Origin of the sequence: Pseudonocardia ammonioxydans (assembly GCF_900115005.1) — a bacterium.
In the GTDB taxonomy this organism is placed as follows: Bacteria; Actinomycetota; Actinomycetes; order Mycobacteriales; family Pseudonocardiaceae; genus Pseudonocardia; species Pseudonocardia ammonioxydans.
The window spans coordinates 1-23,534 of record NZ_FOUY01000002.1 but is presented as its reverse complement, the minus strand read 5'-3'; the positions used below and the strand labels follow the sequence as shown (position 1 = coordinate 23,534).

Sequence of the window (23,534 nt, the reverse complement as noted above, 5' to 3'; positions counted from 1 at the left end):
TCGCGCGCCGGGGGCGCACGAGGGCGAGGATCGGGGGATGCACGTCCTCGTCGTCGGCGCCACCGGCTACATCGGATCGCGCCTGGTGCCCCGCCTGCTCGACGCCGGCCACACCGTCCGGGTGCTGGCCCGGACCCCGCAGAAGGTCGCGGCGCACCCCTGGGCAGGCGACGTCGAGGTCGTCACCGGCGACGCGCAGGACCACGCGGAGGTCGCCGGTGCCTGCACCGGGGCCGACGCCGTCGTCCACCTGGTCCACGCGATGGACGCCCCCGGCTACGCCGACCGCGACCGCGCCGCCGCACACGCCGTGGCCGACGGCGCCGCCGCGGCGGGTGCCGCCCGGGTCGTCTACCTGGGCGGCCTGCAGCCGGATGCGGACACCCGCCGGGTCTCGGGGCACCTGCGCTCGCGCCGCGAGGTCGGCGACATCCTGCTCGCGGGACCGGCCCCGGCCGTCGTGCTGCGGGCCGGGATCGTCGTCGGCACCGGCTCGGCCAGTTTCGAGATGATCCGCCACCTCACCGACGTCGCGATGGGCGGCCCGCTGGTGCTGCCGCTGCCGGACCGGGCGTGGAACCGGATCCAGCCGATCGCCGTCGACGACGTCCTGCACGCGCTCGTCGGGTGCCTGGACCTGCCCGCGGAGGTGAACCGGGCGTTCGACGTCGGCGGCCCCGACGTCCACACCTACCGGTCCCTGATGGGCGAGTACGCCGCCGAGGCCGGCCTGGCCCGGCCCGCGTCGCTGCCGGTGCCGGTGTCCGCGCCGCGGCTCACCGCCCGCGCGGTCGCCGCGCTGACCCCGGTGCAGCGCGGGCTAGCGGAACCGCTGGTCGAGTCGATGCGCCACGAGCTGGTCGCCGACCCCGCCGACATCGCCACGCTGGACGCGCTGATCGGCCCGCCGGCCGGCGGGCACACGCCGTACCGCACGGCCGTCCGCCGGGCGCTGGACGGCACCGGGGCCGCCGGGCCCGGCCGGTCGGACGCGCCGGGCAGCGGGCCGGTCGCGTGGGAGACGACCGACGCCTGCGACGTCGACGCGCCGGCCGGCGCCGTGTGGTCGGTGATCGAGGACCTCGGCGGCGAGCACGGCTGGTACACCGTCCCGGGCACGGCCACGCTGAGCGGCATCCTCGACGCCCTCGGTGGTGGGGCCGCGCAGCCGCGGCACCGGGGCCCCGCCGGCGCACCCGGCCTGGTCCCGGGGGAGTGGCTGGACCACTGGGTGGTCGAGGCCGTCGAGCCCGGGGCCCGGCTGCTGCTGCGCGCTGCGACCCGGCTGCCCGGGGTCGCGCACCTGGAGCTGCGGGTCCGCCGCACCAGTGCCCTGACCAGCCACTACTCCCAGACCCTGCGGTTCGCCCCGCACGGGCTGGCCGGGCGGCTGGCCTGGCTGGCCGCCTACCCCACCCAGCGGTTCGTCCTCGCGGTGATGGCGCGGACTCTCAGCGGCTACGCCGCTCGTGAGTGGTTATCGCGGTCGGAACCGCGATAACCACTCACAACCCACTCTCCCGGTCCTCGGCGGCCATGCGGGTCAGCTCGGCACCGGCCTCCTCGTCCCGGGTGAGGTTCTGGCCGGACTCCGGGTCGAACACGTGGATCTTCCGCGCGTCCAGCCAGAACTCGGCCTCGCGGCCCTCCCGGATCCGGCTCGTCGAGTCGATCGACACGATGGCCTGGGTCCGCAGCTGGTCGGAGTCGAGCTCCCGGGAGAGCTCCTTGAGCTGGGCGTCGACCTCCGGCGGGGCCTCGTAGGGGATGTAGGCGTACTGCGAGTCGCCGAGCCACTCGGTGACGTCGACCTTCGCGGTGAAGGTCGTACCCAGGTCCCGCTTCGCCCCGTCGACCAGGGAGGCGTCCTCGAAGTACTCAGGCCGGATCCCGACGAGCACGAGCTCGCGGCCGGCCACCTGTTCGGCGCGGGTGGCGTCGAGCTCGATCGGGCCGAACGGCGTCTGCAGCGTGGCGCCCGAGACGGTCGCGGGCAGGAAGTTCATCGGGGGCGAGCCGATGAACCCGGCGACGAACAGGTTGACCGGCTGCTCGTAGAGCTCGCGCGGCGAGGCGACCTGCTGGATGACGCCCTTGCGCAGCACACAGACCCGGTCGCCGAGGGTCATCGCCTCGGTCTGGTCGTGGGTGACGTAGACCGTGGTGATGCCGAGCCTGCGCTGCAGCCGGGAGATCTCGGTGCGCATCTGGCCGCGCAGCTTGGCGTCGAGGTTGGACAGCGGCTCGTCGAAGAGGAACGCGTCGGCGTCGCGGACGATGGCGCGGCCCATCGCGACCCGCTGGCGCTGGCCACCGGAGAGGTTGGCCGGCTTGCGGTCGAGGTGCTCGCCGAGCTCGAGCACGTCCGAGGCCTCGGTGACCTTGCGCTTCACCTCGTCCTCGGGCGCCTTGGCCAGGCGCAGCGGGAACGCGATGTTCTCGAAGACCGACAGGTGCGGGTAGAGCGCGTAGTTCTGGAACACCATCGACAGGTTCCGCTCGCGCGGCGCCTTGTCGTTGACCCGGTTGCCGCCGATCACCATGTCGCCGGAGGTGATGTCCTCCAGGCCGACGATCATCCGGAGCAGGGTCGACTTCCCGCAGCCGGACGGGCCGACGAGGATCATGAACTCGCCGTCGGCGATGTCCATGCTCACGTCGTTCACGGCCGGGAAGCCGTCCCCGTACTTCTTGACGATGTTGCGCATCTCGATCGACGCCATGGCCGGTCGGGTCCTTTCTCTCTGGCGAAGTACGAGGTCAGCCCTTGACGGCGCCGTTGGTCAGGCCGGCGACGATCCGCCGCTGGAAGATCAGGACGAGGACGACGACCGGGATCGTCACGATCACCGCGGCGGCCGCGATCGGGCCGTTCGGCGACTCGAACTGCGAGGCACCGGAGAACAGCCCGAGGGCGGCGGGCACCGGCCGCGACGCGCTGGTCGAGGTGAGCGAGATGCCGTAGGCGAAGTCGTTCCAGGCGATGAAGAAGGCGATGATCGCCGTCGTGAACACCCCCGGCGTGGCCAGCGGGACGATCACCTTCCGGAACGCCTGCCAGGTCGTCGCGCCGTCGACCTGGGCGGCCTGCTCCATCTCCCACGGGATCTCGCGGAAGAACGCCGACATGGTCCAGATGGACAGCGGCAGGGTCAGCGACAGGTAGGGGATGATCAGGCCGGGCCAGGTGTCGTAGAGCCCGATCTGGCGCCACAGGTTGAACAGCGGCGTCACGATCGAGATCACCGGGAAGATCGCCACGGCGAGCGCGGTGGACAGGATGAGCTTCTTGCCGGTGAAGTCCAGCCGGGCGATGGCGTAGGCGGCGAACATCGACAGGACGCACGCGATGAACGTCGCGATGAGCACGATGCCGAACGAGTTGCGCAGCGCGGGCAGGAACAGCTCGGCAGCGTCGCCCACGAGGATCTGCTCGTAGTTCTCCCAGGACAGGGCGGTGGGCAGGAACTGACCGTTCGCGATGTCGTCGGACGACTTCAGCGACAGCGACACGATCCAGCCCACCGGGAACAGGGCGTAGACCACGATCGCGATGCCGGCCACGACCCACAGGACCTTCTCGCGGGTGGACATCAGTTCTCCCCTCGGGCCTGGGACAGGTCGACCTTGAAGCCCTTGATGAATCCGACGCAGATGATCACGACCGACAGGAACAGCAGCACCGAGACCGCCGAGCCGAGCCCGATCTCGACCCGGGCGATCGTCTGCCGGTAGGCCAGGAACGACACCGTCTCGGTGTTGTTCGCGCCGTTGGTCATCACGAAGACCGTGTCGAAGACCCGGAAGGCGTCCAGGGTCCGGAACAGCAGGGCCACCATGATCGCGGCCTTCATGTTCGGGATCGTGACCTTGCGCATCCGCTGCCACCAGGTGGCGCCGTCGACCTTCGCCGCCTCCTGCAGCACGTCCGGGACCTGGGCGAGCCCGGCGAGCAGCAGCAGCGAGATGAAGGGGGTGGTCTTCCAGATCTCGGCCAGGCAGATCACCAGCAGCGACGTGTACGTCCCACCGAACCAGTCGGTGTCCGCCGCGATGCCGGGGAGCCACGAGAACCACGAGTTGACGAACCCGGAGTCCAGCGAGAAGGCGTACTGCCAGGCGAACGCGGACACGACCGTGATCACCGCGTACGGGATGAGGATGGCCGCGCGCAGCACGGGCCGGATGGCCTGCAGCGCGTTCATCATCACCAGGGCGAGCGCGAAGCCGAGCACCAGCTCGACCGCCACCGTGACCACGGTGATGAACACGGTGACGGCGAACGAGATCCACCAGATCTGGTCGGTCAGGACCACCGCGTAGTTGTTCAGCCCGATGAAGGAGATGTTCTCCTGGTCGGTCAGCCGGTAGTCGAACAGCGAGTAGTAGACCGCCTGCGCGATCGGGTACGCCGTGACCAGCAGCATGACCACGAAGGCCGGGCCGGCGAGCAGCCAGCCCAGTCGCTGCTCGGCCCGGGCCCGGTCGCTGGCGCCGTTGCCGGGCGGGGTCGGCGTCGTACCGCTCCCGGTGCCGGACTCCACCGCCGTCGTACTCACAGCAGCTCCTCCTTCGCCAGGACCGCCTTGATCAGGTCGGCGGTCGCGGGGCCGACGGTGACCGGGTCGATGCCGGCCGAGGGGTGGTAGTTGCGCTGGATCGACTCGGAGACCTCGCTGTAGTACGCGGTCTGCGGGCGCGGCTTCGCCTGCTGCAGCGACTGCGCGATCACCGGGGCCATCGGGAACTTCTCCACCACCTCGGGGTCGGTGAAGACCGACAGCTTGGCCGCCGCGTTGCCGTTGGTGAGGAAGTACTGCTTCTGGTTCTCCTCGGACACGATGCACTCGGTGGCCCGGTAGGCCAGGTCGACGTTCGGGCTGAAGGCGCCGACGCCGAGGTTGATGCCGCCGTACGGCGGCGCCGACGGGGTGCCCGGGGTGACCTGCGGGTACAGCGCCCAGCCGAAGTCGTCGGCCGTGGCCTGTTCCGCGGTGCCGTCCTCGACCGCGCTGTTGACCTTGCCCCAGATGAACGGCCAGTTCACCTGGAACATCGCGCTGCCGTCCTGGAAGGCGTTGGAGTTCTCGTCCTCGGACGCGGTCGAGAAGCCGGGCCCGCCGATCGCGGAGACCGCCTTCATGACCTCGGCGGCGCGCGTCGCGGCCGGTGAGTCCAGCCCCAGCTCGACACCCTCGGGGTCGCCGGGCGAGGGGTTGGTGACGATCTCGCCGCCCGCCGACTCCACCAGCGCGTTCAGCCACACGGTCAGCGACTCGGCCCGGATGCCCTGCGCGGCGATGGTCGAGTCCGCGCCCTGCGCGGCGGCGATCACCTGGTCCCAGGTCACCGGCTTCGACATGTCCAGCCCGGTGCCCTCGACCTGCGACTTGCGGTACCAGAGCAGCTGGGTGTTGGCCCAGAACGGGACGGTCACCAGCTCGCCGTTCCAGCTGGCGCCCTCCTTCGCCGAGTTCACGATGCCCTCGGTGGTCCGCTGCGCCACGTCCGCGGGGACCGGGGCGAGGAACCCGGCCTCGGCGAACTCCGGGATGTAGGGCGGGTCGATGCTCATGATGTCGATCGAGGTGTCGCTCGCCGCGAGCCTCCGGATCAGCTGCTGGCGCTGCTCGCCGGCCTGGCGCGGCAGGATCGAGACCTCGATCCGGTACTGCCCGCCCGACGCCGCCGTGCAGCGCTCGGCGATCTCGGCCTGCCCGCCGTCGTCGGGGTTGATGTACCAGTTCAGGACCGGCGGACCGGCGGGTGCGCCCCCGCAACCGGCCAGGCCGACCAGGGCGGCGGCGGCCACACCGGCGGCCAGCGCCCTTCTCCACCGTGCGCGACGCATGGTCAACTCCGAACTCCCGTGTCCGATACCGCCGGTACCACCGCAGGGCCTCCGGCCCGTCCGAGCGGGCGCTGGAAGCGTTTGCAGGCGTGACTGTGCGTCCCCGACACGATCGTGTCAAGGGTCACAACGATCGCCGCAGCACCGATCGAGCATTGCCGATCGTCCGGTCGCGGTCCAGCTCGACGGGGTAACGCTGCTCTTGCAATCGCTTGCAGTGTTCGGCATACATGGACCCGTGTCCGAGCCGGTGAACCTCGCCGACGTCGCCCGGCGTGCCGGCGTGTCGCCGGCCACCGCCTCGCGCGCGCTCAGCGGGCACCCGCACGTCGCCGAGGTCACCCGGGCGCGGGTGTGGGAGGCCGCCCGGGCCCTGGAGTACGTGGCCTCCCCGGAGGCCACCGGGCTGGCCCGCGGGACGACGGGGCGGGTCGCCGTCGTCGTGCCGCACCTGGCCCGCTGGTGGTTCGGGGCCGCACTGGAGGGGCTCGGCACGGTGCTCCGGGAGGGTGGCCGGGACCTGCTGCTCTACCGGCTCGGCGACGCGGGCTCCCGGCAGGCGTTCTTCGACGAGCTGCCGACCCGCCGCCGCGCGGACGCGGTCGTGCTGCTGGGGTTCGGGGTCGACGAGCGGGAGCGCGAACGGCTCGACCGGATCGGTGTCGGCATCGTGGCGGCCGGTACCCGGGTCGGCTCGCACCCGTCGGTCTCGATCGACGACCACGCGGCGGGCCGCCAGGCGATGGACCACCTGCTCCATCTCGGTCACCGGCGGATCGGCACGATCGTCGCGGCGGACCCGGAGCTCGACCTCGCGCAGCCGGCCGGGCGGTCGTCGGCCTACCGGGCGGCGCTGGCCGACGCCGGGATCACCCCGGACCCGGCACTGTCGGTCACCGTGACCTGGAGCCCGGAGAGCGGGGCCCGGGCGATGGGTGAGCTGCTCGGGCTCGCCGACCCGCCGACCGCGGTCTACGCCCACTCCGACGAGATCGCCCTGGGCGCGGTCCGGACGTTGCGCCGGGCCGGCCTGCGGGTGCCTGAGGACGTCTCGGTGGTCGGCATCGATGACCACCCGCTGGCCGCGATGACCGATCTGTCCACAGTGGCGCAGCCGGCCGCGGAGCAGGGGGAGCTGGCGGGCCGGATGGCGCTGGCCGGGCTGGCCGGCGAGCCGGTGGACCCGGTCGTGACGGTCCCGACGCGGCTGGTGATCCGGGGGAGCAGCGGACCGCCGCAGGCGGCGGGCCGCCGGTGGAGGAGGTCGTGATGGCCGTGCCCGAGCTGACCCTGCGCGCGCCCTGCCCGGGGCTGCTGGCGTTGCCGTGGGACCTGCCGCTGGCGCAGTGGCAGGCGACCGAGGTGCCGCTGCGCGACATCGCCGTCGGCCCGAGCCGGCACCTGGTGCGGTTCGTGGAGGCCGACGGCGAGCTGTGGGCGCTCAAGGACATGCCCGAGCGGATCGCCCGCCGCGAGTACCGCGTGCTGCGCCGGCTCGAGGACGAGTGCCTGCCCGCGGTGCGCCCGGCGGGCCTGGTGCACCAGCCCGAGCACGACACCGCGGTGCTGGTCACCCGCTACCTGCAGGGTTCCTGGCAGTACCGGCGGCTGATCATGCGGCTGCCGCCGAACCGTCCGCTCCAGCGGGCCCGGCTGTTCGACGGGATGATCTCGCTGCTGGTCGACCTGCACCGCAACGGCGTGTTCTGGGGTGACTGCTCGCTGGCAAACACGCTGTTCGTGCGGGACGGTCAGTGCCTGCAGGCCCACCTCGTCGACGCCGAGACCAGCGAGGTCCACCCCGAGCTCTCGGACGGCCAGCGCGAGCACGACCTGGACATCCTGGTGGAGAACGTCGCCGCCGGGATGATCGACCTCGCGGCCCGGCTCGAACGCCCGCCGGAGATCGTCCCGGAGCTGATCGACGAGGCGAACGCGCTCCCGGACCGCTACCGCGCGCTGTGGGACGTGCTGCACGCCGCGCCGGTCTTCGCCTTCGGCGACCGCTACCGGGTGGAGGGCACGATCCGCGAGCTCAACGAGCTCGGCTTCGTCGTCGACGAGGTCTCGCTGCAGCCGGTGGGCGAGGACCGGAGCAGGCTGCAGGTCACCGTCGGTGACCGGAACTTCCACGGCGACCAGCTGCGCCGGCTGACCGGGCTGGAGGCGGGGGAGGGGCAGGCGCAGATCCTGCTCGGCGACCTGCGCGCGCACCAGGCGTGGATGTGCCGGCGGGCGGGCGCCGAGGTGGGCGAACAGGTCGCGGCCCGCAGCTGGGTCGACACATGCCTCACCCCCGGGATGCGGGCCGCGCACCGGGAGCTGGGCGGGGTCGGCTCCGCCGTGCAGGCCTACTGCGACCTGCTCGAGGTCCGCTGGCTGCTGTCCGAGCGGGTCGGGCGCGACGTCGGCACCGCGGCCGCGCTCGCCGGGCTCGGCGGGCGCGCGCCGACCGACTCCGCGGCGAAGACGGCGGTCGCGGACCCGCCGACCGGCCCGATCCCCCGGATCGACGACGAGACCTAGCTGCGCTGGGCCCACCGGGCGAACGACCGGGTCGCCTCCGCCGTGCCCGCGGTCAGCGAGCGCAGGTCGACGGCGTGGCGGAGCAGCTCGATGCGGGGCACCTCGGCCCGCACGTCGGTGTGCCCGGCGCCGTCCGGCTCGGTGGACAGCACCTTCCCGCGCCGGGCGGACAGGTCGCCCAGCACCGCGCCGAGGTGTTCGTCGCGCAGCCGGATCCGCACCTCGTCGACCGGTTCCAGCAGGCGCAGCCCGCAGGTCTCGGCGGCGGCACGCACGGCGAGCGCACCGGCGGTCTGGAACGCGGCGTCCGAGGAGTCGACGCTGTGCGCCTTCCCGTCGACCAGCCGCGCGACGACGTCGACCACCGGGTGCGCCGGTTCGCCCTCGGCCGCGGGCAGCCCGCGTTCGAGCTGCGCGCGGATCCCCTTCTCGACGCTCGGCACGTACTGGGTGGGGACCGCGCCACCGACCACCTCGGAGCTGAACACCAGCCCGGAGCCGGGTTCGCCGGGGGCGAACTCGACCTGGCAGACGGCGTACTGTCCGTGCCCGCCGGACTGCTTGACGTGCCGGCCGGTGACCCGGCCGGACCCGGCCGGGGTGACCCGCAGCGGGACCCGCACCTCCTCCAGGTCGACCTCGACGCCGCCGTCCCGCAGCCGGCCCAGCGCCACGTCGGCGTGCGCCTCACCGGCGCACCAGAGCACGGTCTGGCGGGTCTCCGGATCGCGCTCGAGGCGCAGCCCGGGGTCGGTGGCGACCAGGCGGGCCAGCCCGCGGGCGACGGCGTCCTCGTCGGCGCGGTCGCGGGCGGTGACCGCGATCGGCAGCAGCGGTTCGGGGCGCGCTCCGGGTGTGAGGTGCACCGGGTGGGCGGGGTCGGACAGCACGTCGCCGACGACGGCCTCCAGCCGGGGGACCGCGCACAGGTCCCCGGCCACACAGGCGGTGGTCTCGCGCAGCACGGCGCCGAGCGGGGAGTGGATCCGGCCGATGCGCTCGTCGCTGTCGTGCTGCTCGTCGGGTCCGGCCTCGGGGCTGCGCCGCGGCGCCGGGACCGCGCCGCCGACGTGCACCGCGCTGTCCGGGCGCAGGGTCCCGGAGTATACCCGGACCAGGCAGATCCGCCCGACGTAGGGGTCGGCACCGGTGTGCACGACCTCGGCGACGAGCGGGCCGTCGGGGTCGGCGGCCATCGGTGGTGCCGGGTCGGGACCCGACGGGCGCGGATCCGACGCAGCGGGCGGGGTCCGGTCGACCGGGGTGGGGAAGGCGGAGGTGAGCAGCTCCAGCAGCTCGTCCGGCCCGGCGGCGCCGGCGGCGGTGACCGGCACGATCGGGTGGAACGAGCCGCGCAGCAGGGCGGTCCGCAGGCCGGCGGCCAGCTCGGCGGTCCGCAGGTCGTCGCCGCCGAGGTAGCGCTCCAGCAGGTCCTCGTCCTCGGCCTGCTCGATGATCTGCTCGATCAGTGCCGCCCGGGCCTCGTCGGCCCCGGCCGGCCCGGAGCCGTCCGCGGCGTCGAGCAGGCCGTGCAGGCCGGTCATGGTCCCGTCGGCGTCGCGGACCGGCAGGTGCAGCGGGACGGCGTCCGGGCCGAACGCGTCCCGGCAGGCGGCGACGGTGGCCTCGACGTCGGCGCGGGCGGTGTCGCAGCGGGTGAGCACGATCGCGCGCGGGATCCCGGCGCACTCCTCCCACAACGTCACCGTGCCCGGCTCCAGGGCCCCGTCGCGGCCCTCGGACGCGGGCAGCACGAACAGGGCCGCGTCCGCGGCGCGCAGCCCGGCGAGCAGCTCGCCGCGGAAGTCGCCGTAGCCGGGGGTGTCGAGCAGGTTCACGGTGATGTCGCGCCACTGCAGCGGGGCGAGGGTGAGCCCGACCGACCGGTGCTGGCGCACCGCGGCCGGGTCGTGGTCGCAGACCGTGGTTCCCTCGGTGACCGAGCCGGCCCGCGGGATGGCCCCGGTGCGGGCCAGCAACGCCTCCGCCAGGGTCGTCTTCCCCGCCCCGGTGGGACCCACCAGAGCCACGTTGCGCACCAGGACCGGGTCGCCCACCGCCGTGTGGACGGGGGTCCCGGCCGGTGCGCGACCCGCCTTGACCGCCACGCCGACCACCTCCAGGAGTATGACCGCGATCACACACCCGGCGGCGGGAAGATCACAACCCCGGGGTGACGGTCGTCGTCACACCGGAGACCGCACCGGTGACCCACCGGTAACCACACGTACGGCGGTACTGTCCCGCCCCGTGTCAATTCCCGGTCCCGGATACGCCATCACCGCTCGCGTCGACGCCCCCTCCCGCCCCAGCACCGCCGGCGACCTGACCGCCGCCGTCGGCCGGGTCGGGGGCGTCGTGACCGCCTTCGACATCGTCGAGGCGCGCACCGAGCACCTCGTCGTCGACATCTCGGTCGACGCCCGTGACACCGAGCACGTCGAAGAGATCAAGGCCGCGGTGGAGAGCCTCGAGGGCTTCTCGGTCCGCAAGGTCTCGGACCGGACGTTCCTGCTCCACCTCGGCGGCAAGATCGAGATCAAGTCCAAGGTTAACCTGCGCACCCGGGACGACCTGTCCCGCGCCTACACCCCGGGTGTCGCGCGGGTGTCGATGGCGATCGCGGAGAACCCCTCCGACGCCCGCCGGCTCACGATCAAGCGCAACACCGTCGCCGTCGTCACCGACGGTTCCGCGGTGCTCGGGCTGGGCAACATCGGCGCCGCCGCGGCGATGCCGGTGATGGAGGGCAAGGCGGCGCTGTTCAAGCAGTTCGCCGGGGTGGACGCCTGGCCGGTGTGTCTGGACACACAGGACACCGAGGAGATCATCCGGACCGTCCAGCTGATCGCCCCCGGGTACGGCGGGGTCAACCTGGAGGACATCGCGGCACCGCGCTGCTTCGAGATCGAGCGCCGGCTGCGCGAGCTCCTCGACATCCCGGTCTTCCACGACGACCAGCACGGCACCGCCGTCGTCGTGCTCGGCGCGCTGCGCAACGCGCTGCGGGTGGTCGGCAAGAAGTTCTCCGACGTCCGCGTGGTCGTCTGCGGCGTCGGTGCGGCCGGCTCGGCGATCATCCGGCTGCTCGGCTCGGAGGAGACCGCGGACGTGATCGCGGTCGACGTCGACGGGATCGTCCACCCGGCCCGCGAGGGCATGGACGAGAACCTGCGCTCGATCGCCGAGCAGACCAATCCCGAGGGCCGGACCGGTTCGCTGGCCGACGCCGTCGCCGGTGCGGACGTGTTCATCGGGGTCAGCGCGCCGAACCTGCTCGGCGCCGAGGAACTGTCCACGATGAACGACGACGCGGTCGTCTTCGCGCTCGCCAACCCGGACCCGGAGGTGGACCCGATGGTCGCGATGCAGCACGCGGCGGTCGTCGCGACCGGGCGCTCGGACTACCCGAACCAGATCAACAACGTGCTGGCGTTCCCCGGGGTGTTCCGCGGGCTGCTCGACGCGCAGGCGCACGACATCACCGACGGGATGATGCTCGCCGCGGCCGAGGCGATCGCGAACGTCGTCGCGGAGCCGAACCCGTCGTTCATCGTGCCGAGCGTGTTCGACCAGAGCGTGGCCCCGGCCGTGGCGGAGGCGCTGCGCGCGGCGGCGGCGAAGCAGGCGCGCGAGGGCGAGGTCTCGGCGGGCTGACCCGCCGCCCGCGTGCGCCGGCTCACCTCGTGCGGGCGCGTTCGTGCTGGTCGAGCGGGGTTACCCTGGGGCCATGTCGTCCCCGACCATCGGTGTGCTGGCCCTGCAGGGCAACGTCCGTGAGCACGTCGCCGCGCTGACCGCGGCGGGTGCGACGGCGCTGCCGGTCCGCCGGCCGTCCGAACTGGACGCCGTGGACGGGATCGTGCTGCCCGGCGGCGAGTCGACGACGATGTCGAAGCTCCTCGACGTGTTCGAGCTGCTCGACCCGCTGCGTGTGCGGCTGCGCGCCGGCCTGCCCGCCTACGGCTCGTGCGCCGGCATGATCCTGCTGGCCGACGAGATCCTCGACGGCCGGCCCGACCAGCACCAGCTCGGCGGACTCGACGTCGTCGTGCGGCGCAACGCCTTCGGCCGCCAGGTCGACTCCTTCGAGACCGACCTGGAGTTCGACGGCCTGCCGGGGGGCCCGGTGCACGCGGTGTTCATCCGGGCCCCGTGGGTGGAGAAGACCGGCGGCGACGTCGAGGTGCTCGCCGCCGTCCCGCACGTCACCAGCGACGGCCGGGCGGCGGGCGAGGCGGCCGGACAGGCGGTCGCGGTCCGGCAGGGACCGGTGCTGGCGACCTCGTTCCACCCGGAGCTGACCGGGGACCGGCGGGTGCACGCGCTGTTCGTGGACATGGTGCGCGCGGCCTGATCGCCGGTGGGGCGGGCCCCACCGGCGGCCGGGGGCGGACCGTCTGGGGCGGCGGGGAGATCCGGGTGAGGCTGGTCGGACCGATCCCGAGGAGGTCCGCATGAGCACGCCCGCCACGATCCGCCGCACCGCCCGCACCGACCGCCCCGCTCCGCCGCCCGCCGTGACGCTGAGCGTCGGGCTGTGGCTGGCCGCCATCCTCGCCGGGTTCGCCGAGACCCTGGTCCGCCTCGCCGGGGAGGCGCCACCGTCCGGGACGGAGATCGCCGGGCGGGCCGGCATCTACCTGGCCCTCGCCGTGCTGGTCGTGCAGCTGCGCAGCGGGCGGAACGTGATCCGGTGGACCGTCGTCGGGTTGCTGGGTGTCATCGGGACGCTGTCACTGGTCGTCGACCCGGTGACGGCGATGCTGGCGGGCGCCTCGCCGGCCGGCTTCCTGGCGTCCGCGTCCACAGTGGAGCTCGCCGCGGCCGGGCTGCGGGTGCTGCACCTGCTCGCGGTGTTCGCGGCGCTCGCACTGCTGTTCCACCCCGCCGCCCGTACGTTCTTCCGCCGAACCGGAACCGCGCGGACGGCGGCCTGACCCCGCCGGTGCCGGTGTTGCGTATCGCTGCCCGTAGCTTCGCTGTACGCAACTCCGGCACTCGTGGCGGGGCGGCGAATCACCCCGCCGGCGGTGTGAAAATCGGCCCTTGACGTGGGGGAGTGGGACTGCGCACACTGCTGTTGCGCGAGCACCTCTCGCTTTGCGCGATACGCAACTCTCCGATTCCACCGCTGCGATCCGGATGACGAGGCGATCCGCATGACGGACGTACTTGAACCCCCCCAGACCACCTCGCGGGAGCCCCGGGGCACCGATGCGCCGGGCATCCTGCTCTACAGCCGGTTGCGGACCTCGCCGTACTTCTGGAAGTCACGCGCCCACGGCGTGGCGATGTACAGCGTCTACAACCACACCTACCACCCGCGGCACTACGGCGACCCGATCGCCGAGTACCACGCGCTGCTCGAGGCCGTGACCCTGTGGGACGTCGGGGTGGAGCGGCAGCTGGAGATCTCCGGCCCGGAGGCCTTCGACTTCACCAACCACCTCGTGCCCCGCGACCTCACCAAGTGCGCGGTGGGCCAGTGCAAGTACGTCTTCCTCACCGCACCGGACGGCGGCATCGTCAACGACCCCGTCCTGTTGCGACTCGAGGAGAACCGGTTCTGGCTCTCGCTCGCCGACAGTGACGCCCGGTTGTGGGCGATGGGGCTCGCGCACGCGGGCGGCTGGGACGTCACGATCCGCGAGGTCGACGTCGCCCCGGTGCAGATCCAGGGCCCGCAGGCCAAGCCGGTGATGACCGATCTGTTCGGTGACGGCGTGCTCGACATCCCGTACTACGGGATGCGCGCGTACACACTGGACGGGATGGACGTCGTGGTCAGCCGGACCGGCTACACCGGCGAGATCGGCTACGAGATCTACCTGCACGACGCCACCCGCAACGCGTCCGCGCTGTGGGACCGGGTGTGGGAGTCCGGCCGGCCGCACGGGATGCGGACGATCGGGCCGTGCCACATCCGCCGGATCGAGGGCGGGATGCTCGCCTACGGCTGCGACATCACCCTCGACACCAACCCGCTCGAGGTCGGCTACGACTACCGCTGGATGGTCGACCTCGACCAGGCGGCGGACTTCGTCGGCAAGAGCGCCCTGACCCGCATCCGGGCCGAGGGGGTCTCCCGCCAGCTGGCCGGCATCGAGATCGACGGCGCGCGGCTCGGCTCGTTCAACGACGGGTCCATGATCGAGCCGTATCCGGTCGAGGAGGGCGGCACCGTGGTCGGGCGGGTGACCAGCGCCTGCTGGTCGCCGCGGCTGGACCGCAACATCGGGCTGGCGATGGTGCCGGTCGGCCTGGCCGGGCTCGGCACCGAGCTGGACGTGCGCCTGCCGGACGGGCCGCGCCGGGCCGTCGTCGTGCCGAAGCCGTTCGTGGACCCGTCCAAGGAGACCCCGAAGGGCTGAGCACGATGGGCGCACCGATCCCGGGTCGCCGTGCCGCCTCGGCACACCGCCGGGGCGCCACGGCGCACCTGCTCACCGGGGCCCGCTACGAGCTGCTGCCGCTGCCCGGGACGCTCGACCGGGCGGCGGCACTGCCGCCGGGCTCCACGGTCACGGTCACGGCGTCCCCGAACCGGGGGGTCGAGGCCACCGTCTCGCTGACCGAGGCGCTGTCCCGCACCGGGTTCCGCGCGGTCCCGCATCTCGCCGCCCGGCAGCTCACCGACCGCGCCGAGCTGGCCGGGGTGCTCGACCGGCTGGACGCCGCGGGCGTGCGGGACGTGTTCGTGGTCGGCGGCGACGCGCGGGAGCCGGCGGGGGAGTTCCCGGACGGGCTCGCGCTGCTCACCGCGATGGCGGAGCTGCGGCACCCGATGACCGACGTCGGGCTGCCGTCCTATCCGGAGGGACATCCGTTGATCGACGACGACCGCCTGTGGGCGGCGTTGCGCGACAAGCAGTCCCACGCCACCTACACGGTCACCCAGCTGTGCTTCGACGCCGACACGGTCTGCGCGTTCGCCGCCGCGGCCCGGGCGCGGGGGATCGGGCTGCCGATCGTCGTCGGGGTGCCGGGGGCGGTCGACATCGGACGGCTGCTGCGGATGAGCCTGCGGGTCGGCGCGGGCGATTCGGTCCGGTTCCTGCGGTCGCACCGCTCGATCGCCGGGAAGTTGTTGCGTCCGAACGGCTACCGGCCGGACGGGCTGGTGCGCCGGCTCGGCGCACACGTCGCGGCGGGCCGGTGCCGTCCGGCCGGGCTGCACCTCTACACGTTCAACCAGGTCGAGTCCACGCTGCGCTGGGTGCAGCAGGCGCGACGACGCGCGGCGTCCTGACGCGCGCCGGCGACACCACGAGGGGGTGGGTCATGCCGTCCGATCTCGAGCTCTCCCGCAACGCCGCGCTGCGGCCGCTGCCGGAGATCGCGGCCGAGGTGGGGCTCGGCGCGCACCGGCTGGAACCGTACGGGCACGCGGTCGCCAAGGTCTCGCTCGACGCCGCCGCCGACCTCGCGGACCGGCCACCGGGCCGCTACGTCGTGGTCTCGGCGATCACGCCCACCCCGCTGGGCGAGGGCAAGACCACCACCACGATCGGGCTCGGGCAGGCGTTCCGGCACATCGGACGGCGCGGGGTGATCGCCGTCCGGCAGCCCTCGATGGGCCCCACGCTCGGGATCAAGGGCGGCGCGGCCGGCGGCGGCTACTCGCAGATCGTGCCGATGGAGACGGTGAACCTGCACCTCACCGGGGACCTGCACGCGGTCACCGCGGCGCACAACCTGCTCGCGGCGATGCTGGACAACCACCTGGGCAAGGGCAACGCGTCCGGGCTCGACCCGTTCTCGATCAGCTGGCGGCGGGTGCTGGACCTGTGCGACCGGGACCTGCGCCGGGTCGTGACCGGCCTCGGCGGGCATGCCGACGGCGTCCCGCGCGAGACCGGGTTCGACATCACCGCCGCGAGCGAGGTCATGGCGGTGCTCGCGTTGTGCACGTCGTTGCCGGACCTGCGTGCCCGGCTCGGCCGCATCGTCGTCGGGACCGACCGGGACGGGGCGCCGGTGACGGCCGAGCAGCTGAAGGCGGCCGGGGCGATGGCGGTGCTGCTGCGCGAGGCGATCAAGCCGAACCTCATGCAGACCATGGAGCACACGCCCGCGTTCGTCCACTGCGGACCATTCGGCAACATCGCGCACGGCAACTCGTCGGTGGTCGCCGACCTGATCGGCATCCGGTGCGGCGACTACCTCGTCACCGAGGCCGGCTTCGGTGCCGACATGGGCGCCGAGCGGTTCTTCAACATCAAGTGCCGGGCGTCCGGGCTGGTGCCCGACGCCGCCGTCGTCGTGGCCACGGTGCGGGCACTCAAGGCGCACTCCGGCCGGTACCGGGTGGTGGCCGGGCGTCCGCTGCCCGAGGAGATGGCCCGGGAGAACCCGGACGACGTGCTGGCCGGGGCGGTGAACCTGCGCCGGCAGCTGGCGAACGTCCGGGCGCACGGCATCCCGCCGGTCGTCGCGGTGAACGCCTTCCCCGGCGACCACGACAGCGAGCTGCGGGCGGTGCTGGAGGTGGCCGCCGAGGAGGGGGCGCGGGCCGCGGTGACCCACCACGTCGCGAAGGGCGGGATCGGTGCCGCCGACCTGGCCACGGCGGTGGAGGAGGCCTGCACCGACGGGACGGCCGGGTTCCGCCCGCTCTACGCCGACGACCTGCCGCTGCTGGACAAGATCGACACGGTGGCGCGGGGGATGTACGGCGCCGACGGCGTCGACCTCGCACCGCTCGCGCGCCGCCAGCTCGAGGCCTGCGAGCGCCAGGGCTTCGGCCGGCTCCCCGTGTGCATCGCCAAGACCCACCTGTCGCTGACCGCCGACCCGGCGCGGCCCGGGGCACCCACGGGGTGGCGGCTGCCGGTGCGCGAGGTGCGGGTCTCGGCGGGCGCCGGGTTCGTCTACCTGATCTGCGGTGACATGCGCACCATGCCGGGCCTGTCGTCGAGCCCGGCCGCCGAGCGGCTCGACATCGGGCCGGACGGAGAGATCGTCGGCCTGTCCTGACCGGCGGAGTCGAAGGAGGACGCCATGACCACACCACCGGACCGGGCCGACGTCGTGGTGATCGGCGCCGGCATCGTCGGCAACTCGCTGGCCTACCACCTCGCCGAGCGCGGGCAGCGCGGGATCGTGCTGCTGGACAAGGGGCCGCTGCCCGACCCGGGTGGCTCGACCGGGCACGCGTCCAACTTCATCTTCCCGGTCGACCACTCCCAGGAGATCACCGCGCTCACGCTGGACTCGATGCGCCAGTACGAGAAGTTCGGCACGCTCACCACCTGCGGCGGCATCGAGATCGCCCGCACGCGGGAACGGGTCGAGGAGCTGCACCGGCGGATGTCCTCGGCGTGCGCGTGGGGTGTGGCGGCCGAGCTGATCCCGCCCGGCGAGGTCGCCCGGCGGGTGCCGTTCCTCGACCCCTCGCCGGTGCTCGCCGGGTTCTGGACGCCGTCGGTCGGGGTGGTGGACCCGCTGCGGACCGGCGCGTTGATGCGCGAGCGCGCCCAGGAGCTCGACGCGCTGACCGTGTGCGCGAGCACCGAGGTGCTGGGGATCGACACCGCGGACGGGCGCGTGGCCCGGGTGCGGACCGACGCCGGTGACATCGAGACCGGCACCGTCGTCGTCGCCTGCGGGGTGTGGAGCCCGCGGATCGCGCGGATGGCCGGGGTGGCCCTGCCGCTGACCCCCGCGGTGCACCAGATGATCGACGTCGGCCCGATCCCGGAGTTGGAACGGACCCGCTGCGAGATCGCCTATCCGATCGTCCGCGACATGGACGCGCTGATGTACGAGCGCCAGTCCGGGCCCGACCTGGAGATCGGGTCGTACGCCCACCGGCCGATCCTGCACGAGCCCGACGAGATCCCCTCGATCGCGGCCGCGGCGCTGTCCCCGACCCAGCTGCCCTTCACCGAGGAGGACTTCGACCCGCAGCTCGAGCAGGCCCTCGAGCTGTTCCCGGAGATCCTCTCCCGGCCCGGTGCCGGGATCCGGCACGCGATCAACGGGCTGCTCTCGCTCACCCCGGACGGTGCGCCGCTGCTCGGGCCGGTCCCCGGGGCGGACGGCCTGTGGTCGGCCGCCGCGGTGTGGATCAAGGAGGGTCCGGGTGTCGGCCGGATGCTCGCCGAGTGGATGACCGAGGGGGTCGCCGAGATCGACCTGCACGGCGCCGACGTCGCCCGCTTCGGCCCGCACCAGCGCACGCCCGCGCACGTGCGGGCGCGCGCGTCCGAGGGGTTCAACAAGACCTACGGGATCGTGCACCCGCGCGAGCAGTGGGCGGGTGACCGGGACCGGCGGCTGTCCCCGTTCCACGCGGCCGAGACCGGCCTGGGCGCGGTGTTCTTCGAGACCGGCGGCTGGGAACGTCCACAGTGGTATGAGTCCAACGTGGGCCTGCTCGACGAGTTCGCCGGCCGGATCTCCCACCGGCCGCACGAGTGGGACGCACGCTGGTGGTCCCCGATCATCGACGCCGAGCACCTGGCGATGCGCGAGCGGGTCGCGATGATCGACCTGTCGGCGTTCACCCAGTTCGAGGTGGCCGGGCCCGGCGCGTGCGGGTACCTGCAGCAGCTGGTGGTGGCCGATGTCGACAAGCCGGTGGGGCGGATGGTCTACACCCCGGTGTTGGCGCCGAACGGCGGCTTCCGCTCCGATCTCACGGTGGTGCGGCTGGCGCCGGACCGGTTCCGGATGATCACCGGCGCCGCGGACGGGCCCCGGGACCTGGCCTGGTTCGACGCGCACCTGCCGGCCGGGGGCGGGGTGGTGCTGACCGAGGTGACCTCGGCGGTGTGCACGGTCGGGGTGTGGGGCCCGCGCGCGCGGGACCTGCTCGCGTCGGTGACCCCCGACGACGTCTCGGCGGAGGGCTTCCCGTTCGGCCGCGCGAAGTGGATCACCATTGCCGGGTCGCCGGTGCTGGCGCTACGAGTGTCCTACGTCGGTGACCTGGGCTGGGAGCTGCACGCGCCGTTCGAGCAGGGCCGTCGCCTGTGGGACGAGCTGTGGGCGGCGGGCGGCCCGCTCGGCGTCGTCCCGGCCGGGATCGGCGTCTACGGCACGACCGGGCGGCTGGAGAAGGGCTACCGGCTGATGGGCGCCGAGCTGGACTCCGAGCACGACCCGGTCGAGGCCGGGCTCGCACTGCCGCGGGTGAAGGCGGCCGACTTCGTCGGCAAGGACGCCTACCTGCGTGCCCGCGAGCAGGCACCGGCCGCGACGATGTGCACGCTCGCCGTCGACGACCACACCGGCGCGGACGGGACGCACCGGGTGCCGCAGAGTGGCGAGCCGATCGTGACCGCGGACGGCGCGCGGATCGTCGACCGCAGGGGGCGTCCCTCGGTGGTGACGACGGCCGGCGCGGCCCCGTCGCTCGGCCGCCACCTGCTGATGGCGTACCTGCCGCCGGAGCGGGCGGTCGAGGGGGCCCGGCTGGCCGTGCGCTACCTGGGCCACGACCACCCGGTCACCGTGCTGCGGGTGGGACGCCGGCCGGTGTTCGACCCCGACGACACCCGGATGCGGGGGTGACCGGCTCATGAGCACGACGGCGGAACCGGAACGCCGCGACGTGCTGGTGTGCATCAAGCGCACCCCGGCGGTCGGGGCACGGATCGCCCTCACCGACGACGGGCTGGCCATCGACACCCGCCACCTCGGGTTCACGATGGGGCCGCACGAGGAGTGCGCGGTCGAGGAGGCCGTCCGGATCGCCGAGTCGCACCGGGCGGCCGGTGGCACCGCACGGGTCACCGTCCTGACCGTCGGCCCGCCGGACGCGGCCGAACAGCTCCGGTACGCGATCTCCATGGGGGCCGACGAGGGGGTCCTGGTGGAGGTCCCGACCGAGGAGCTGGACCCGGAACCCACCGCCGCCTCGATCCTCGCGGGTCTGCGGTCCGCCCCCGACACCCGCTACGACCTGCTGCTGTTCGGCACCGACTCGGCCGTCGCCGGGAACGCGCAGGCCGGGATCCGGGTCGCCTGCGCGCTCGGGCTGCCGATGGTCGCCGGGGTCAAGGGCATCCGGTTCGACGACTCGGGGCTGGAGCTCCGCCGCGGGACGCCCGCGGGGATCGAGATCTACCGGGTGCCGCTGCCGGCCGCGGTGGGGGTGAAGGAGGGCATCAACGTGCCCCGGTACCCGGCGGTCACCGGACGGATGCGGGCCCGCAAGGCCCCGCTGCGCACCGTGCCGGGCGAGCCGGCGGCCGGTGGGCTGCGCACGGTCGCGCTGCGGCGCCCGCGCGAGGACCGGCCCGAGACCGTGGTGCTCGGCAGCGGGGCGGCGGCCGCGCCGGCCGTGGTCGACGTACTGGCCGAGCTGGGGGTGGTGTGACGATGCTGCTGGTACTGATCGACACCGAGGCGGACGGCACGCCCGGGCCGGGCACCGGGGACGTGCTCGCCGTCGCTCACGCGACCGGGCTGGCGGTGGAGGTAGTGACGACCGGGGCCGTGCCCGACGGCCTCGCGGTGCGACGAGTGCACCGGCTCCGGCACGACCTGCTCACCGACCACGCGCCGGAGGCGCTGGGCGAGGCGCTGGTCCAGCTCCTGGCCGCCGTGCACCCGGCCGGGCTGCTGGCCGCGGCGACCGAGCGGGGTGACGAGGTGCTCGCCCAGACCGCGGCCCGCGCCGGCCTGCCGTTGGCCACCCGGTGTCTCGCGCTGTGCCCGGGGGAGCCGTGGTCGCTGACCCGGGTCCGCAGTGGTGGGGTGCTGCTCGAGGACGCCGAACTGACCGCTCCGGTCGTGCTCGCGACCGTGGCGCCGGGGGCGGCGGCCTCTGGCTCCGCCTCTGCACCTGCCGCCTCCGCCTCCGCCTCCGAGGCGCCGGCACCGGCTCCGGACGTCGTCGAGTTCGTGCCCGAGCTGGACCCGGTGTTGGCCCGTACCCGGGTGGTCGAGCGGGTGCCGCGTGCCGAGGGCGTCTCGCTGGCCACCGCGCCGGTCGTCGTCTCCGGTGGGCGCGGGGTCGGCAGCGCCGACGGCTACGCCGTGCTGGAGGAACTGGCCGCGCTGCTGGGAGGTGCGGTCGGCTGCTCGCGGGTGGCGACCAACAACGGGTGGCGCTCGCACAGCGACCAGGTGGGTCTGACCGGGACGCAGATCGCCCCGGATCTCTACATCGCCTGCGGGATCAGTGGTGCGACCCAGCACTGGGTGGGGTGCATGAACGCGCGCACCATCCTCGCGATCAACATCGATGCGGAGGCTCCGATGGTGACGCGGGCGACCTACGCGGTGCTCGGTGATCTGCACGAGGTGCTGCCTGCAGTGATCGAGGAGATCCGGGCGCGGTCGGGGACGGTCGACCGTCCGGATCCGGTGCCGGTGGGGGTGGCCGACAGGTAGCCGGTGCCGGGGCCGACGGTCCGGGCGCGCGGGCGGGCACGGGTCGGAGCTCGTCGAGCCGGTGCTCGTGGCGTTCGTGGCCGACTGGCAGGTCGGCGCGGTGGTGGCGGGCCGGGCACCTCGACTCATCGTGGTCGGATTCGGGCCATCCCGGCGCAGGGAACCACGGTGTGGTGCGGCTCCCGTGCGTCGGTAGCGTCAGAACGGCGGCTCGTCCGGTGATGCGCGGTCGGTTGTCTCGGTCGGTTCGGGTTCCTCGGCCGGTTCCTCCGGTTCGGGTTCCTCGGGTGGGGTCGGGAACGGGGGCCGTTCGTCGAACTCGGCCTGCAACGGACTCCCCAGTCCCGGCACGGCCTCGACCTGCCCGACCTCGGCTTCGGGGTTGGGTAGCGGGTCGGGCAACGGTGGACACACCGGCTCACCCCGGGTGGTGTAGAACCAGCCCAACGGGCTGCGCCACCGGAACACCCCCGGCACCGGTTGTCGCACCCGCCAGCGTCCGGCGGTCTTGATCGCATGGTGGAACACGCAGAGTGGGCCGAGATTATCGCTGGTCGTCGGCCCGCCGTACTGGTGATCGTCCGTGTGGTCCTGCTGGGCCTTGCGCGCCGGACGCCGGCATCCGGGGAACACGCACGTGCGATCCCGGACCTCGACGTGACGCCGCAGCGCCGGGTGCGGGAACCGCTCCCCGGAGCGCCGATCCAACTCCGCCAGCAGGGTGGCGCGGTCGGCGTACTGGGCGGCCAGGTCGGCGATCAACGGTTCCCACCCGGGTGGCGGGTCGACCGCGAGCTGTTCGAGCAGGGTGGCGGGGACCTGCAGTTCGACGGTGCCGCCGTGGGCCTGGCGGATCAGTGGACGCCCACCCGGTCCGGGTTGTCGGGGTGGGCGGCGGCGGGTGGTGCCGGCCAGGATCAGGTAGCCGTCGGCGTCGGTGATGGCGAAGCGCCACTCGGCGTACTGCTGGCGGGCCAGGCAGTCGCGGGCGGTGTGGGCCGGAATCGGGCCGAGGCCGGGGATCTCACCGGGGTGGTCGTCGTGGCCGAGCAGGGTGGACAGGCGTAGCCGGATCTCGATACCCGGCCGGGCGCGTTCCGGGACGGGGCGTCCGCCGCCACCACCGGAACGGTCGCCACGAGGGCCGCCACCATCATCGTTGGGGCCGCCCCCACGGGGACCACCACCGCCGCCGCTGGGACCGCCTCCATCGGGACCGTCATCGTGCGGGCCGCCGGAGTCCCCTTCGCCGAGATCAGGATCAGGATCGGGTTCGGGCTCGGGGAGGTCGCTCCCGTCGTCGCTGTCCCCGTCGTCGGCACCCTCGTCGGCAGCCTCAGAATCCGAGTCCGAACCGGCGTCCGCATCGGGGCCATCGGCACCGTTGGTGTCGCCTCCGGCATCGGAGCCAGAGGCCCCGGGACTGGTCCCGTCGTCGTCTTCGTCGTCTTCGTCGGGGTTGTCGGTATCGCCGTCGGCCTCGGTGCCGGCCCGGCTCGGCCGGCCACTGTCGTCGTGGCCGGCTTCGTCGCTGTCGCTGTCGCTGTCGCTGTCGCTGTCGTCGGCACCCTGCTCGCGACTGCCGCCATGCTGCGCAGCGATCCCGGTGCCGGCGTTGGAGCCGGTGTCGGACCCGGATGGTGAGCTGGGGCCGCAGTCAGTGCCGGTGCCCGAGGCCGAGTCGGAGGTGTCGGTGCTGATGGCCGAGTCGGTACCGGTGCCGCTCGGGTCGCCGGTGTCCGGGTCGGGTGCGGTGGCCCGGGCCAGCATCACCGCGACGATCTCCTCGTGGCTCAGCGTATGCAGGCTG

Annotated in this window: 18 protein-coding genes; 12 read left to right on the top strand and 6 right to left on the bottom strand. The window is 73.5% G+C overall.

The genetic code is table 11. The annotated features are described in order from the left end of the window. Positions 1 to 37: 37 nt before the first annotated feature. Complete coding sequence (locus BM093_RS02690) at positions 38 to 1,501, top strand: DUF2867 domain-containing protein (protein WP_093336695.1); 1,464 nt, start codon at positions 38 to 40, stop codon at positions 1,499 to 1,501. A gap of 4 nt (positions 1,502 to 1,505) precedes the next feature. Here BM093_RS02690 and BM093_RS02685 read toward each other — a convergent pair whose 3' ends face one another. The 4 genes from BM093_RS02685 to BM093_RS02670 are packed head-to-tail and all read right to left on the bottom strand — an operon-like array spanning position 1,506 to position 5,851. After that, complete coding sequence (locus tag BM093_RS02685; protein ID WP_093336693.1) at positions 1,506 to 2,723, bottom strand: ABC transporter ATP-binding protein; 1,218 nt, start codon at positions 2,721 to 2,723, stop codon at positions 1,506 to 1,508. Positions 2,724 to 2,760: 37 nt separating this feature from the next. Then, the gene (locus BM093_RS02680; RefSeq protein ID WP_093336691.1) at positions 2,761 to 3,594 is read right to left on the bottom strand and encodes a carbohydrate ABC transporter permease; all 834 of its coding nucleotides are present in this window, start codon (positions 3,592 to 3,594) and stop codon (positions 2,761 to 2,763) included. Next, entirely contained in the window at positions 3,594 to 4,559 is a 966-nt protein-coding gene (locus BM093_RS02675; RefSeq protein WP_093336689.1) for a carbohydrate ABC transporter permease, read from the bottom strand. The genes BM093_RS02680 and BM093_RS02675 overlap by 1 nt, the downstream gene beginning before the upstream one ends. Then, positions 4,556 to 5,851 carry an extracellular solute-binding protein gene (locus BM093_RS02670; RefSeq protein WP_093336687.1) on the bottom strand — a complete coding sequence of 432 codons (1,296 nt, stop codon included), beginning with the start codon at positions 5,849 to 5,851 and terminating at the stop codon, positions 4,556 to 4,558. Before BM093_RS02670 ends, BM093_RS02675 begins: the two co-directional genes overlap by 4 nt. A gap of 238 nt (positions 5,852 to 6,089) precedes the next feature. Between BM093_RS02670 and BM093_RS02665 the strand changes: the two genes are divergently transcribed. After that, positions 6,090 to 7,121, top strand: coding sequence for a LacI family DNA-binding transcriptional regulator (locus tag BM093_RS02665; RefSeq protein ID WP_093336684.1), 1,032 nt, complete (start codon positions 6,090 to 6,092; stop codon positions 7,119 to 7,121). Next, positions 7,121 to 8,377: a DUF4032 domain-containing protein gene (locus tag BM093_RS02660; RefSeq protein WP_093337429.1), complete on the top strand. Its 1,257-nt coding sequence runs from the start codon at positions 7,121 to 7,123 to the stop codon at positions 8,375 to 8,377. Before BM093_RS02665 ends, BM093_RS02660 begins: the two co-directional genes overlap by 1 nt. Here the strand turns inward: BM093_RS02660 and BM093_RS02655 are convergent. Continuing rightward, positions 8,374 to 10,494: an elongation factor G gene (locus BM093_RS02655; protein WP_093337425.1), complete on the bottom strand. Its 2,121-nt coding sequence runs from the start codon at positions 10,492 to 10,494 to the stop codon at positions 8,374 to 8,376. The two genes, BM093_RS02660 and BM093_RS02655, sit on opposite strands and share 4 nt — an antisense overlap. 133 nt (positions 10,495 to 10,627) lie before the next feature. Between BM093_RS02655 and BM093_RS02650 the strand changes: the two genes are divergently transcribed. The 9 genes from BM093_RS02650 (at position 10,628) to BM093_RS02610 (ending at position 21,724) form a co-directional block, all read left to right on the top strand. Continuing rightward, on the top strand, positions 10,628 to 12,034 hold the full coding sequence (locus BM093_RS02650; protein ID WP_093336682.1) for an NAD-dependent malic enzyme: 1,407 nt from the start codon (positions 10,628 to 10,630) through the stop codon (positions 12,032 to 12,034). Positions 12,035 to 12,107: 73 nt separating this feature from the next. Next, a complete protein-coding gene (pdxT, locus tag BM093_RS02645; RefSeq protein WP_093336680.1) occupies positions 12,108 to 12,734 on the top strand; it encodes a pyridoxal 5'-phosphate synthase glutaminase subunit PdxT in 627 nt (208 codons plus the stop codon). A gap of 100 nt (positions 12,735 to 12,834) precedes the next feature. After that, the gene (locus BM093_RS02640; RefSeq protein ID WP_093336678.1) at positions 12,835 to 13,317 is read left to right on the top strand and encodes a hypothetical protein; all 483 of its coding nucleotides are present in this window, start codon (positions 12,835 to 12,837) and stop codon (positions 13,315 to 13,317) included. A gap of 222 nt (positions 13,318 to 13,539) precedes the next feature. Next, on the top strand, positions 13,540 to 14,751 hold the full coding sequence (locus BM093_RS02635; protein ID WP_093336676.1) for a glycine cleavage T C-terminal barrel domain-containing protein: 1,212 nt from the start codon (positions 13,540 to 13,542) through the stop codon (positions 14,749 to 14,751). 5 nt (positions 14,752 to 14,756) lie between these two features. Then, positions 14,757 to 15,629: a methylenetetrahydrofolate reductase gene (locus BM093_RS02630; protein ID WP_093336673.1), complete on the top strand. Its 873-nt coding sequence runs from the start codon at positions 14,757 to 14,759 to the stop codon at positions 15,627 to 15,629. 32 nt (positions 15,630 to 15,661) lie between these two features. Further along, positions 15,662 to 17,356 (top strand): formate--tetrahydrofolate ligase, encoded by a 1,695-nt coding sequence (locus BM093_RS02625; RefSeq protein WP_093336670.1) that lies wholly within the window; start codon positions 15,662 to 15,664, stop codon positions 17,354 to 17,356. A gap of 24 nt (positions 17,357 to 17,380) precedes the next feature. After that, the gene (locus BM093_RS02620; RefSeq protein WP_093336668.1) at positions 17,381 to 19,897 is read left to right on the top strand and encodes a GcvT family protein; all 2,517 of its coding nucleotides are present in this window, start codon (positions 17,381 to 17,383) and stop codon (positions 19,895 to 19,897) included. A gap of 7 nt (positions 19,898 to 19,904) precedes the next feature. Continuing rightward, on the top strand, positions 19,905 to 20,705 hold the full coding sequence (locus tag BM093_RS02615; RefSeq protein ID WP_093336666.1) for an electron transfer flavoprotein subunit beta/FixA family protein: 801 nt from the start codon (positions 19,905 to 19,907) through the stop codon (positions 20,703 to 20,705). A gap of 2 nt (positions 20,706 to 20,707) precedes the next feature. Then, on the top strand, positions 20,708 to 21,724 hold the full coding sequence (locus BM093_RS02610; RefSeq protein ID WP_143105235.1) for an electron transfer flavoprotein subunit alpha/FixB family protein: 1,017 nt from the start codon (positions 20,708 to 20,710) through the stop codon (positions 21,722 to 21,724). Between the two features lie 198 nt (positions 21,725 to 21,922). Here the strand turns inward: BM093_RS02610 and BM093_RS35720 are convergent. Continuing rightward, positions 21,923 to 23,534, bottom strand: a 1,612-nt coding sequence (locus tag BM093_RS35720; protein ID WP_483880037.1) for an HNH endonuclease signature motif containing protein, incomplete at its 5' end; no start/stop codon positions are given.